Below are 13355 nucleotides of genomic sequence, written 5' to 3'. Positions count from 1 at the left end.
GCTTTCTCTCCCTGTAAATCTATGAAATTCAATCTAAAAACCAATCCAACAAAAAGGCCCGTACTGGGTGGGTACGGGCCTTTTTTGATTTCTGTGCTTGTTCGTCAGCGCATCAACCGGCCCCAGTGCCACCTGTGGTGGTACCGGTAATAATGGTGGTGGTGATGACGTTGGTGAATAACTGCATGACGAACACTCGTTGACGAAGCTGGCTTTTAGCAATACCGCGGCGGGCGATGGGCTGTCAACTTAAACCTCTTCGCTACTCACGCCCAAAGCGGCGCGCAAGGTCTTTGCAGAGCAGGTGGAGCATGTTCAAATCCCGCTGCGGCAGCATGGGAACCCGGTCCATCACCCATTGATGCAGTTTTTCATCCTGCGAAACTCCGAGTTCACCCAGCAATTCTGCTGTTTTGCTTTTAAGCACCCGAACCTGCCCGGCATTATCAAAATTTTCTGCTACCGCAGCGGCGCCGTCGGCGTTCAGCTCATCCATCAGCTGACTCATCTCGTAGGCGTAGAGCATGATCGCCTGCCCCAGATTGAGGGAGGGGTAGCTCACCTTGAGGGGCAGATAGCTGATGAGATCGACCTCGGCCAGCTGCTCGTTGGAGAGCCCCGACTCCTCGCAGCCAAAGACGATGGCCACCTTGTTGAGTGAAGGCTTGCTGCGGATTTGCTCGCGGATCTCCCCCGGCGTGAGGTAGTGCTGGTAGCGACCGCGTTCACGGGCGGTGGTGGCGATCACCAGATCCATGTCGGCCAGCGCCTCGGGCAAAGTCTCGAACGCCTCGGCCTGAGTCAGGATCTCCTGGGCGCCGTGGGCCACCCAGCTCGCCTCCTCCTCTTCGTGTACCCGGCTAGCCACCAGTCGCATGGCATCGAATCCCATGGTTTTCATGGCGCGGGCAGCCGCCCCCACGTTCGCAGGTCGGGCAGGTTCCACCAGGACAAAATAGAGCTTCATCGGGTTTCCTCGCAGGCCAAACGGCCTCTCAAACAGACAGCAAACAGTCGCTAAACCATCACCAAAACAGGGGCGCAATCTACCGTTTATCCCCGAAAATTGCCACTTGAACAGACGTTTGAATGTTGCGATAGTGGCCTGACGTGTGAACAAATTACACCCAATCCTTCGCGCTATCGGCCCGACAGATCACAAGGAAGAGAGAGATGCAGCAGCCATTGGAACAGGCCGTCGCCGAGACTATCTTGCAACGCTTCGAGTCGTTTTACAGCCGGTTTCTCGAGATAACCCAGGGCAGCAAGAGCCGCTTCGAGAACAGTGACTGGCTGGGAGTGCAGCTCGCCGGGCGCGAGCGTATTCGCCTCTATGACCACCATGTGGGGGCCACCGCCAGCTCCATCCGCCAGATGATGGGGGAGCACCACGCCACTCAGGAGCTGCTCAAGCGGGTCAAAAGCGCCTTCAGCGATCTGCTGCCCCGTTGTGACAACTTCGAGGTGGCGGAGTCCTTCTTCAACTCCGTCTATCGCCGGATCTTTCGCCATCGCAATATCCGCGACGAGAACCTCTATATCCACCCCTTTGTCAGCCGTGGCGAAAAACCGGACCTGAGCGCCCTGCTGCGGATCTATCGCACCGATCTCGCCCACCTGCCGCAGACCTTGAGCCAGCTTTTGGGGGATTACAGCTTCACCCTCCCCTACGAGGACAAGCAGCGGGATATTGTCGACATCCACCGCCATCTTGCGGAGAACGGCCCACAAATACTCCATGACGAGCCGTTTGCCATCGAGCTATTGAAAGAGGTGTTCTACCGCAACAAAGGGGCCTATCTGGTGGGGCTGATCCGGGCCCGGGATCAGGTCTTCCCCTTTATCCTGCCACTGCTCAGCACCGGCCACAGCATCTATGTGGATACCGTCATCTTCGAGCCGGATCTCGCCTCCATAGTCTTTGGCTTCGCCCGTGCCTACTTTATGGTTTATGCCCGCGAACCGGCACTGTTTGTCGCCTTCCTGCGCCAGATCATGCCCCACAAGCCCGATTACGAGATCTACAACGCCATCGGCTGCCAAAAACATGGCAAGACCGAGCTCTATCGCCACTACCGCCACCATCTGGCACAGAGTCGGGATCAGTTCATCATCGCCCCCGGCATCAAGGGGATGGTGATGAGCGTGTTCACCCTCCCCTCCTACGATGTGGTGTTCAAGGTGATAAAAGACGAGTTCACGCCGCCCAAGGATGTGAGTCACGAGCAGGTGAAGGCGAAATACCGGCTGGTAAAACAGCACGACCGGGTTGGCCGCATGGCCGATACCCAGGAGTTCACCAACTTCGAGTTTCCGCTGGATCGCATCTCGCCCGAACTCCTTGCCGAGCTCAAGGTGGTAGCGCCGTCGGCGCTCACCATCAGCGACGACAAGCTGGTGATCAAGCACCTCTACACCGAGCGCAAGATGATCCCCCTCAACCTCTATCTGGACAAGGCGGACGAGCAGCAGACCCGGCTCGCACTGGAGGAGTACGGCAACGCCATCAAGCAGCTGGCGGCGGCCAACATCTTCCCGGGGGACATGCTGTTCAAGAATTTTGGCGTCACCCGTCACGGCCGGGTGGTTTTCTACGACTACGACGAGATCTGCTACATGACGGAGTGCAACTTCCGCCAGATCCCGCCGCCGCGCTACCCCGAGGATGAGTGGAGTGCCGAGCCCTGGTACTCGGTGGCCCCCAACGACATCTTCCCCGAGGAGTTCGCCACCTTCCTGCTGCAAAAGCCGCAGGTGCGGGAGATCATGCTGCAGCTGCACAAGGAGATGTTCGACGCCAACTACTGGAAGATGCTGCAGAGCAACATCAAGGTGGGGGTGTTCGAGGATGTCTATCCCTACCGGCGCAAGAAGCGCTTCAAGTACCAGCGCGGCGGCTGATCCCGCAGCGCCCACGCACATCGCAGCAACGAAAACGGGGTGGCCCAAGCCACCCCGTTTTGCTATCCGCTTTGCGCCTTAACTGCCGCGACGGCGGATCACCCCCTCCTGCATGGTGCTCGCCACCAGCACTCCATCGCGGGTAAAGAACTGACCGCGCACCAGACCGCGGCCGCTGCTGGCGCTCGGGCTGTCTACCACGTAGAGCAGCCAGTCGTCGAAGCGGAAATCCCGGTGGAACCACATGGAGTGGTCGATGGTGGCCACCTGCATGTCCGGCTCCCAGTAGGACACCCCGTGGGGCTGCAGCGAGGTGAGCAGGAAGTTGAAGTCGGAGGCGTAGGCCAGCAGGTATTTGTGCACCCGCAGATCGTCCGGCATCTGACCGTTGGCCTTGAACCAGACGTGGCGCACCGGATCCTGCACCGTCGGCCGAATAGGGTCGACCAGGGTCACAGGGCGCATCTCGATGGGCTGCTCACAGAGGATCTTGTCCCGCAGGGAGGCCGGGATCAGGTTCTCGTAGGGGCGCACCAGCTCCAGCTCGCTCTTGAGCTCCTCCGGCGGGGTGATGCCGGTGGGCATCTGCGCCTGATGCTCGAAGCCATCGGCCGGCACCTGAAACGAGGCGTTGAGATAGAAGATGGGCTTGCCGCCCTGAATCGCCTTGACCCGGCGGGTGGAGACGGTCTGGCCGTCACGGATATTCTCCACGTCATAGACGATGGGACGGGTCACATCCCCCGGACGCAGGAAGTAGGAGTGAAAACTGTGAACCTGACGGCCGGTCTCGACCGTCTGCTTGGCAGCTGACAAGGCCTGCCCCATTACCTGTCCGCCAAACACGGCCCGCAGACCGAGATCCTGGCTCTGGCCCCGAAACAGGCCCTCCTCGATTTTTTCCAGCGCCAGCAACGCCAGCAGCTCATCAAGTACCTTGCTCATTGTTCACTCCTCTATCAGAGCCGCACAGGCTAACAAGCTCACCGGAGCAGAGCAACCGCAGCGGCGCGTCTGCGGGCAAGCAGAAGACAGAAATGCCCCTCAACCCCCCTTTTACCAGCCAGGGGGGTTGATACAAAAAGGCCCGCACCAGTTGGTGCGGGCCTTTGCTTGGCCGACTGCGCACTTGAACGGCGCGCAGTTCGCAACGGGTTGTCGGCTTACTTGCTGCCGGTACCGGAGTTGCGGGTAGAGGCTTGCGGCTTGCGACGGGCGGTGGTGGCGCGGGCACGGGGCTCTTTGCCCTGCATCTCTTTGTGACGCTGTACGGCGCGACGGATCTGGGCGGCCTGCTTGTGACGGCTGGTTTTGCCATCCTGCTGCAGATCGACCTTGGATTCGGTCTCCGGCGGCAGGTTGACCAGACCGCGCAGGTAGTTCACTTCCGGCAGTTTCAGCTCTTGCCAGCCGCCGCGCGGGATGCCGCGGTCCAGCTTGACGTCTCCGTAGCGGATCCGCATCAGGCGGCTCACCTGCACTTCCTGGGATTCCCACAGGCGGCGCACTTCACGGTTGCGTCCTTCGGTCAGGGTGACGTTGAACCACTGGTTCAGACCCTCACCGCCAGCCGGTTTGATCTTGTTGAACTTGGCGGTGCCATCTTCCAGCTGCACGCCCTTGCGCAGACGCTGCAGCATGGCTTCGGTGATTTCGCCAAAGACACGGACCGCGTATTCCCGCTCTACTTCGTGGCTCGGGTGCATCAGGCGGTTGGCCAGCTCACCATCGGTGGTGAACAGCAGCAGACCGGAGGTGTTGACGTCGAGGCGGCCGACCGCGATCCAGCGGGCACCTTCCATCTTGGGCAGACGATCAAACACGGTGGGACGACCTTCCGGATCGTGACGGGTACACATCTCCCCTTCCGGCTTGTGGTAAGCCAGTACGCGGCAGATCACTTCCTCTGCGGCACGGGTCTTGACCTGGTGACCATCCACCCGGATCACGGCGTTCACTTCGACGCGATCCCCCAGTGTGGCGACCTTGCCATCCACACTGACCCGACCTGCGGTGATCAGGGCCTCCATCTCACGACGGGAGCCGTGACCCGCGCGGGCCAACACTTTTTGCAGTTTTTCACTCATCGGGGTTACCTGATTGTTGATCGCTGCCCACAGGTAATAGGGGCAACGGGGTTAACTGTAACAAACGCCGGTTGGAGCACTCGCCACAGTTGAAAAATGTATATCTCGGTGACATAGGCACGCTTGGGCACCATTCACCGGGCATAGCTCTCCCCGTCCACCGCAGAGGGCAACAGGGGTTGCAGTTCAGGATCAAGCTCGGGGAGCTGCTCCAGACTCTGCAGATTAAAGTAATCCAGAAACTCTCTGGTGGTGGCGAGCAGCTCGGGGCGACCGGCCACCTCTTTGTGGCCGATGCTGCGCACCCAGCCACGCTCTTTCAGGGTATTCACTATCTGGCTCGACACCGCCACCCCACGGATCGCTTCTATCTCGGCCCGGGTGATGGGTTGGCGATAGGCAATCAGGGTCAGCGTCTCCATCACGGCGCGCGAATAACGCGGCGCCCGCTCGCTCCAGAGCCGCGAGAGCTCTTCGGCATACTCCTGACGCGCCTGAAAGCGCCAGCCGGAGGCGACCTCCTTGAGCTCGACGCCTCGCGAGCTGTAATCTTGCCTGATCTCGGCCAACAGCAGCTGAACATAGCGACTGGTCACCGGATAATCCGCCAGCACGCTGCTTTTCAGCTCGCTGACATTAAGCGGACGACCGGCCACAAACAGCGCCGCTTCGATCAGGGTCTTGAGTCGTTCAGTGGGCAGCGCCACGGTTGCCCTCCTCGCTCTGCTCGGCCAATGCGAAATGAATTGGTCCCAGCGGTTCTGCCTGCAGGATCCAGATCAGTTGCTCCTTGCACAGCTCCAGCAGGGCCAGAAACGTCACCAGTACCCCCATGCGTCCCTCTTCGGCACGCAGCACCTGCTCAAGGCGCAGGGTCTGGCCCAGCGTGAGCATGGCGAGGATCTCCGCCATGCGCACCCGGGTCGGGATCTGTTCGCGGCGGATCTGGTGATGTTCGAAATGAGTCGCGCGTTTTACCACACTTTGCATGTAAAGGGCGAGCTCAACCAGCGAAACATCGGGCGCCAGTGGCTTGAGGGCGCCAAAATCGGGGGGAAAGGCGGTGGCGATATAAATCTCCCGCTCCACCCGTGGCAGCTCATTGACCCTCTCTGCACCTACCTTGTAACGCTCGTACTCCTGCAGGCGGCGAATAAGGGTCACCCGCGGGTCTTCCCCCTCCTCTTCATCCTCCAGCTCCGGCGCCTTGGGCAGCAGCAGGCGGGATTTTATCTCCGCGAGCCAGGCCGCCATCAGCAGATATTCAGCCGCCAGCTCAAGGTTGAGCCCCTGCATCAGCTCCACGTACTCCATGTACTGGGCGGTGATCTGCAGGATCGGCAGATTGAGGATATCGAGCTGCTGGCGCCGGATGAGATAGAGCAGCAGATCGAGCGGCCCCTCGAAGGTATCGAGGAACACCTCCAGCGCATCGGGCGGGATGAACAGATCCTGGGGCAGCTCGTGATAGGGCTGCCCCAGGACTTTCGCGATGGGTAGCGCGGCGCCAGTCCCCGTCTCGGCGGAGGGGACTGTCACCGGTTCAGCGACATCACTCAAACGGGGTTGGATCTCCGGCGCCGCGACGACGCAATACCGGCTCGTCGTCAGAGAAATCGACCACTGTGGTGGGCTGCTCGCCCAGATAACCACCGTTGACCACCAGATCAATCTGCTTGCCCAGCTTGTCGAAGATCTCTTCCGGGTCAAACTCGGCCATCTCGGACTCCGGCAGGATCAATGTGGTGGAGAGCAGCGGCTCGCCGAGGGCTTCCAAGAGCGCCTGGGCAATCTTGTTGTCCGGCACCCGGATGCCGATGCTCTTCTTCTTCTCGTTCATCAGGCGGCGCGGCACCTCTTTGGTCGCCTTGAAGATGAAGGTGTAGGCGCCCGGGGTGTTGTTCTTGATCAGGCGAAACGCGCTGTTGTCGACCTTGGCGTAGGTGGAGATCTCGGAGAGATCGCGGCACACCAGGGTGAAGTCGTGGTTGGCATCGAGGCGACGGATGCGGCAGATGCGCTCCAGCGCGCCCTTGTCACCCATCTGGCAGCCCAGCGCATAGCCGGAGTCGGTCGGATAGACGATGACGCCGCCGTTCTGGATGATCTGTACCGCCTGACCGATCAGACGGGCCTGGGGGTTTTCAGGATGTACGTAAAAATGCTGACTCATAGCTTGTTCTCGCAATGGGGGCAGCAATACCTGCCCGCTCGTATGGTCACGGGCCAAAGACCCATGACACTACCTTAAACCTGTTTGTGGCTGCTTCGCTGGCGCCGTTAGCGACTCGCCAGCAGCTCGGCATGTTGTTCGGTGGTGAGCCCAAAGTGACCGGGATAGGCCAGCCAGACGGGCATTCCCTCTTTGGGCAGCCAGAGGTGGCGGCCCAGCTCGGTCCAGTTGGAGGGGAAGTGAAAATCCGATCCCACCGAGATATAGAGGTCGTGCTCCTTGGCCCACTGGCCCAGATTGGCCCGCTCCTGTGGGCTCTGCTGGGGCAGCGAAACCTCCATGGCATCCCCACCTGCCGCCTTGAAGGCCACCAGCAGCCGCTTGATCCACTTGGCGGTGAGATCGTAACGGCTGGGGTGGGCCAGCACCGCCAGCCCACCGGCGGCATGAATGGCCGCGATAGCTTCGCTCATCTCGGGCCACTCGGCCGGGGCATACCCTTTATTGCCACGGCTCAGGTACTTTTTGAATACCTTCTGCATATTGTCGGCCACCCCGCGTGCCACCAGCACTCGGGCAAAGTGGGCGCGGGTCACGGCGGCGTCACCGGCGAGCGCCTTGGCTTCTTCATAGGTGCCGGGGATGAGGCACTTCTCCAGACGACGCCCGATTTCCAGCGCGCGCGCCTCGCGACGGGCCAGCTGACCGGCCAGAAAGTCGGTCAGTTGCGGATTTTTTTCATCCACCCCCAGCGCCACGATATGAATTTCGTGATGCTCCCAGCCGGTGGAGATCTCGACCCCGCTCACCAGTCGCAGCGGCAGTTGCTCGGCGTCGATGGTGCGGCGCACCTCATCAAGTCCGGCAAGGGTATCGTGGTCAGTAACCGCTAACACCTCGACCTGTTTTTCGGCGGCGCGACGCACCAGTTCGGCTGGGCTCAGCACCCCGTCGGAGGCAGTGGTATGGCAGTGAAGATCGAATCTCATCAGGTTATTCCGCTCTCGTGGTCAGGTCACCATTCATGGCAAATCGGTGAAAGAAGGCTAAAAAGCGACTTGACTTGGCCGCGGCTTTATCGTTTTCTGTAGGCACTTCATTGCAAACATCTTTTTACAGGACTTTATCATGCAAACGACTTCCATCCTGACCATCTGGTGGTGGCACACTCCCTGACATGCGGGCGTGTGGTCGTTGCTGTACCTGTAATCTGACAGCAAATTAAGAACCCAAAGAAAAAGCCCGCTGACCCCAGCGGGCTTTTTTATTATCCGGCAAATGGACCTGTGATGAAACCGAGAATTCAGACAAGCAAGCTGACCTGGCGATGGCGCCCCTGAACCAGCCACCCCGGACCAATTAAATTTTCAAGGAATTCAACGTCATGAACATCGGTAACACGCATCACACGCAAGGGAACGCACTATGACAGCCACACATCGCCTTCCTCTGGGTGAATTCGATACCCTCAAGCTCAACGCCCCCTATGTGGCCGATCCGCTGGCGCTCTATACCCGCCTCTGTCAGGGTCGCCCCAACAACCTGCTGCTGGAATCGGTGGAGATCGACTCCAAGGCAGGCAAGCAGAGCCTGCTGCTGGTAGACGCCTGCCTGCGCATCGAGTGCCGTGGTCGCACCGTGCGGGTTCGCAGCCTCAATGACAACGGTGCCCAGTTGCAAAGCCTGCTGGCCGAGCGGCTGCCTGCGGTGGTGGCTCGCTCGCTGGTAGATGGCGAATTGCAACTCGACTTCCCGGCCTCCGATCGGGAGCTGGACGAAGATTCCCGCCTCAAGGGGAGCAGCGTGCTGGACGTGCTGCGCACCCTGCAGCGGGAGCTCGATTGCCAGCTCGGCAAAGAAGCGCTCTTTATGGCGGGCAGCTTTGCCTACGACCTCATCGCCTCTTTTGAAGATCTGCCCGACGTGCCGGAAGGGAGCAACAGCTGCCCCGACTACTGCTTCTACGTGGCCGAAACCCTGATCACCATCGATCATATCGAACGCACCACTCAACTGCTGGCCTGCATCTTTGGCGGCGATAGCGACGAAAGCCAGGTTGAAGACAGATACACCCGCCTGACCGAACGGCTCACCGACTTCAAACAGATTTGCCAACAACCCCTAAGCGCCGAGCTGACCACCCAGCCCCTGACCGGTGGCATGAGCGTGGACAAGAGCGACAAGCAGTTCTGCGCCGAGGTGGAGAAGCTCAAGGGCTTTATCCGCCGTGGCGACATCTTCCAGGTGGTGCCATCCCGCTGCTTCTCCCTGCTCTGCCCAAGCCCCCTGGCCGCCTATCGCCGCCTCAAACAGACCAACCCCAGCCCCTACATGTTCTACGTGCAGGATGAGGGCTTCACCCTGTTTGGCGCCTCGCCGGAGAGCGCGGTGAAATTCTGCGCCGCCAGCCGCGACGTGGAGATGTACCCCATCGCCGGTACCCGCCGCCGCGGCTTCAACCCGGATGGCAGCATCAACCGGGATCTCGATGGCCGCATCGAGCTGGAACTGCGTCAGGACGAAAAAGAGGTGGCCGAGCACCTGATGCTGGTGGATCTGGGGCGCAACGACATCGCCCGCATCTCGGAGCCCGGTACCCGCTACGTCAAAGAGCTGCTGAAAGTGGATCGCTACAGCCACGTGATGCATCTGGTCTCCAAGGTGGTCGGCACCTTGCGCTCGGATCTTGACGCCCTGCACGCCTATCAGGCCTGCATGAACATGGGCACCCTCACCGGCGCCCCCAAGATCCGCGCCAGCGAGCTTATTCGCATGGTGGAAGGCAAACGCCGCGGCAGCTACGGAGGCGCGGTCGGCTACATCAACGGCGCAGGCGAGATGGATACCTGTATCGTCATCCGCTCGGCTTTCGTGAAAGATGGCGTGGCCCATGTACAGGCTGGTGCCGGGGTGGTCTATGACTCCAAGCCCCAGGCCGAAGCGGACGAGACCCGCGCCAAGGCGGCCGCCGTGCTGGCCGCCATCGCTGCCAGCCATGGCACCTCTCTGCAAGCCCTGAGCGCCCAGCAGGAGCAACATAAGGACGTGAGCCATGACTAACATCTTCCTGCTCGATAACTTCGATTCATTTACCTACAACCTCGTCGACCAGTTCCGCTCCCTCGGCTATCCGGTGCGGATCTACCGCAACAGCCTGCCGGCGAGCCGCATCATGAGCGAGATCGCCGCCTGTGAAGGGGACGCCGTACTGGTGCTCTCACCGGGGCCGGGCGCCCCCCACGAGGCGGGTTGCCTCATCGACCTTATCAAGCTGGCTCGTGGTCAGGTGCCCATCCTCGGTATCTGTCTCGGCCATCAGGCCCTGTGCGAAGCCTACGGCGGCACCGTCGGGGCGGCGGGCGAAATCGTCCACGGCAAGCGGTCCCTGATTGAGCACAACGGCCACGGCGCCTTCGCCGGTCTGCCGAGCCCGCTGCCGGTAGCCCGTTACCACTCGCTGGTCGCTACCTATGTACCGGAAGATCTGACGGTGATTGCCCACTATCAGGGCATGCCCATGGCCATCGAGCAGCAGGATGAGCGGGTGCTGGGCTTCCAGTTCCACCCGGAATCCATCATGACCTCGGAAGGGGCCCGTCTGCTGACCCAGGCGCTCGCCCATATCACCCGTCCAGAAAGCAGTGTGCGGTAAGGAGACCAACATGCATCAACATCTCAACACCCTCTATCAGGGTCAGTCTCTGAGCCGTGAAAGTACCCGCGACGCCTTCGGTCAGGTGGTACGTGGCGAAGTGGACCCCATCGTGCTCGCAAGCCTGCTGACCGCCCTCAAGATCAAGGGGGAGACCCCGGAGGAGATCGCCGGCGCCGCCGAGGCGCTCTTGGCGGAAGCGCGCGACTTCCCGCGTCCGGATTATGAGTTTTGCGACATCGTCGGCACCGGTGGCGATGGCCTCAACACCATCAACGTCTCCACCACTTCGGCGCTGGTCACCGCCGCCTGCGGCCTGAAAGTGGCCAAGCACGGCAACCGCTCGGTCTCGAGCAAGTCTGGTTCGAGCGATCTGCTCGACAAAATGGGGATCAAGCTCGACATGAGCCCGGCGCAAGCGCGCCGCTGTCTGGACGAGCTCGGCATCTGCTTCCTGTTCGCCCCCCAGTATCACGCCGGCGTGCGCCACGCCATGCCGGTGCGTCAGGCCCTCAAGACCCGCACCCTGTTCAACGTGCTGGGGCCGCTTATCAACCCCGCTCGCCCCACCTATCAGCTGATGGGGGTCTATGCCCCCGAGCTGGTGCGTCCCATCGCAGAAACCCTGCTGGCACTGGGGCTGAAAACCGGTATGGTGGTTCACGGCGCCGGGCTCGACGAGATTGCCATTCACGGCCCGACCCAGGTGGCCCAGATCCGTGACGGCGAGATCCGCGAGTTTCTGTTAACCCCGGCTGACTTTGGCCTCGAGACCTATCCGGTCAGCGCCATTCAGGGTGGTGAGCCTGAAGAGAACCGCGCCATCACCGCCGCCATTCTGGAAGGGCGTGGCACCCCGGCTCACAACGCCGCCATTGCCGCCAATGTGGCGCCACTGCTGCTGATGGCGGGCAAGGCGAAAGATCTCAAGAGCGCGGCGGCCGAGGTGCTGGCGGTGCTGGCGAGCGGCAAGGCAGCGGATCTGGCTGCTCGGCTGGCTACTCTGAGCCATCAGGAGGCATGATGTCAGCCACCACGTTGCACAACAGTCATTCAGAACGCCCGCAGGGCAAGAGCCAGCTTCGCAAGGATAACGAGATGTCAGACCTTATTGCCCCCCATGCATTTCTGAACATGGCCTCCATCAGCCAGACCATTCTCGGCAAGATCGTGGCGGCCAAACAGGAGTGGGTTGCCGCCCGCAAGCTGGCCCAACCGCTGGATAGCTTCCAGAGCGAGCTGACCCCAAGCGATAGGGATTTCGTCGGGGCGCTCAAGGCGGGCTCCACCCGCTTTATTCTGGAGTGCAAGAAGGCCTCCCCCTCCAAGGGCTTGATCCGCGACGATTTCAGCCCGGAGGCCATCGCCGACATCTATGGCAAATACGCCACCGCCATCTCGGTGCTGACGGACGAGAAGTTCTTTCAGGGGGATTTCGCCTTTTTGCCGCGGGTGCGCTGCCGCGTATCGCAGCCGGTGCTCTGCAAGGATTTCATGATTGACCCCTATCAGGTCTATCTGGCCCGTCACTATCAGGCGGACGCCATTCTGCTGATGCTCTCCGTGCTCACCGACGAGGGCTATCGCGCCCTGTTCGCGGTGGCCAAAGAGCTGGGCCTGGGCGTGCTCACCGAGGTGAGCAACGAGGAGGAGCTGACCCGCGCCATCGCGCTGGGCGCGCCGGTGATTGGCATCAACAACCGGGATCTGCGCGACTTGAGCGTCGATCTCAACCGCACCAAACAGCTGGCCAAAGACATTCCAAGCGATCGGGTGGTGATCAGCGAATCCGGCATCAACCATCGCGCTCAGGTGGCGGATCTGCGCCACCACGCCAAAGGCTTTCTGGTGGGCTCATCCCTGATGGCCGAGCCGGATCTGGAAGCGGCTGTGCGCAAGCTGGTATTGGGCCAGAACAAGGTGTGCGGCCTCACCCGCGCCGAGGATGCTGCCGCCGCCCATCAGGAGGGTGCGGTGTTTGGCGGCCTGATTTTTGTTTCCAAAAGCCCGCGCTATGTAGACATCCCCGCCGCCCGCGCCGTGATGGCGGGTGCGCCGCTCTCTTACGTCGGGGTTTTTCGCAACGCCCAACCCGCCACCATCGCCAAGACGGTGGATGCGCTGGGGCTCGCCGCAGTCCAGCTGCATGGGGATGAGGATGCCGCCTATATCGACACCCTGCGTCCGCTGCTGCCCGCGGGCTGCCAGATCTGGAAGGCCGTAGGCGTCTCTCTCGGCAAAGAAAGTGGCGAACCGCTGCCCGCCCTCGACTACCCGGCCGATCGCCTGCTGCTGGATACCAAAGTAGGCAGCCAGAGCGGCGGCACCGGTCAGGCGTTCGACTGGGCCCTGTTGGCAAATCTCGATAAAGCCAAGTTGATGCTGGCGGGCGGCCTGAATCCCGACAACGCCCTGCAAGCGGCACAAGTGGGCTGCCTCGGCCTTGATTTCAACTCCGGGGTGGAGAGTGCCCCGGGCCAGAAGGATGCGCACAAGATTGCAGCCGCCTTCGGCGCACTGCGCAACCTGTAACGCAACCCTT

General features: G+C 61.2%; 12 protein-coding genes. 5 read left to right on the top strand and 7 right to left on the bottom strand.

Annotated elements, in window-relative coordinates; all coding sequences use genetic code 11:
- Nucleotides 1-262: 262 nt before the first annotated feature.
- Nucleotides 263-967, bottom strand: a complete 705-nt coding sequence (locus ACTG2G_RS18100) for a tRNA/rRNA methyltransferase (RefSeq protein WP_421386081.1) — start codon at nt 965-967, stop codon at nt 263-265.
- A 206-nt stretch (nt 968-1173) separates the two neighbouring features.
- Between ACTG2G_RS18100 and aceK the strand changes: the two genes are divergently transcribed.
- Complete coding sequence (aceK, locus tag ACTG2G_RS18095) at nt 1174-2901, top strand: bifunctional isocitrate dehydrogenase kinase/phosphatase (RefSeq protein ID WP_335841484.1); 1728 nt, start codon at nt 1174-1176, stop codon at nt 2899-2901.
- Between the two features lie 78 nt (nt 2902-2979).
- On the opposite strand, the gene tesB is transcribed toward aceK, so the two are convergent.
- From tesB to rnm, 6 genes are all read right to left on the bottom strand, one after another.
- The gene (gene tesB, locus ACTG2G_RS18090) at nt 2980-3846 is read right to left on the bottom strand and encodes an acyl-CoA thioesterase II (protein WP_005338122.1); all 867 of its coding nucleotides are present in this window, start codon (nt 3844-3846) and stop codon (nt 2980-2982) included.
- Nucleotides 3847-4064: 218 nt separating this feature from the next.
- Nucleotides 4065-4988, bottom strand: coding sequence for a 23S rRNA pseudouridine(2605) synthase RluB (gene rluB, locus ACTG2G_RS18085; RefSeq protein ID WP_005347347.1), 924 nt, complete (start codon nt 4986-4988; stop codon nt 4065-4067).
- 134 nt (nt 4989-5122) lie between these two features.
- Nucleotides 5123-5695: an SMC-Scp complex subunit ScpB gene (gene scpB, locus ACTG2G_RS18080; protein ID WP_374845677.1), complete on the bottom strand. Its 573-nt coding sequence runs from the start codon at nt 5693-5695 to the stop codon at nt 5123-5125.
- Nucleotides 5679-6548 (bottom strand): segregation and condensation protein A, encoded by an 870-nt coding sequence (locus ACTG2G_RS18075; RefSeq protein ID WP_421386080.1) that lies wholly within the window; start codon nt 6546-6548, stop codon nt 5679-5681. The genes scpB and ACTG2G_RS18075 overlap by 17 nt, the downstream gene beginning before the upstream one ends.
- On the bottom strand, nt 6541-7161 hold the full coding sequence (locus ACTG2G_RS18070; protein ID WP_021231208.1) for an L-threonylcarbamoyladenylate synthase: 621 nt from the start codon (nt 7159-7161) through the stop codon (nt 6541-6543). Before ACTG2G_RS18070 ends, ACTG2G_RS18075 begins: the two co-directional genes overlap by 8 nt.
- A gap of 107 nt (nt 7162-7268) precedes the next feature.
- Nucleotides 7269-8150, bottom strand: a complete 882-nt coding sequence (gene rnm, locus ACTG2G_RS18065; RefSeq protein ID WP_335833053.1) for an RNase RNM — start codon at nt 8148-8150, stop codon at nt 7269-7271.
- Nucleotides 8151-8586: 436 nt separating this feature from the next.
- On the opposite strand from rnm, the gene ACTG2G_RS18060 reads away from it, so the two are divergent.
- Genes ACTG2G_RS18060 through trpCF form a run of 4 tightly spaced genes read left to right on the top strand, consistent with a single transcriptional unit; the run spans nt 8587 to nt 13345 of the window.
- Complete coding sequence (locus tag ACTG2G_RS18060) at nt 8587-10221, top strand: anthranilate synthase component 1 (RefSeq protein ID WP_429213879.1); 1635 nt, start codon at nt 8587-8589, stop codon at nt 10219-10221.
- Entirely contained in the window at nt 10214-10813 is a 600-nt protein-coding gene (locus ACTG2G_RS18055; RefSeq protein ID WP_429213877.1) for an aminodeoxychorismate/anthranilate synthase component II, read from the top strand. The genes ACTG2G_RS18060 and ACTG2G_RS18055 overlap by 8 nt, the downstream gene beginning before the upstream one ends.
- Before the next feature lie 10 nt (nt 10814-10823).
- A complete protein-coding gene (trpD, locus tag ACTG2G_RS18050; RefSeq protein WP_429213876.1) occupies nt 10824-11837 on the top strand; it encodes an anthranilate phosphoribosyltransferase in 1014 nt (337 codons plus the stop codon).
- The gene (gene trpCF, locus ACTG2G_RS18045) at nt 11837-13345 is read left to right on the top strand and encodes a bifunctional indole-3-glycerol-phosphate synthase TrpC/phosphoribosylanthranilate isomerase TrpF (RefSeq protein WP_429213954.1); all 1509 of its coding nucleotides are present in this window, start codon (nt 11837-11839) and stop codon (nt 13343-13345) included. The genes trpD and trpCF overlap by 1 nt, the downstream gene beginning before the upstream one ends.
- Nucleotides 13346-13355: the final 10 nt, after the last annotated feature.

This window comes from Aeromonas sp. 55A, from assembly GCF_051919665.1.
Classification (GTDB): domain Bacteria; phylum Pseudomonadota; class Gammaproteobacteria; order Enterobacterales; family Aeromonadaceae; genus Aeromonas; species Aeromonas veronii.
This window is presented reverse-complemented; position numbering and strand designations above follow the sequence as displayed.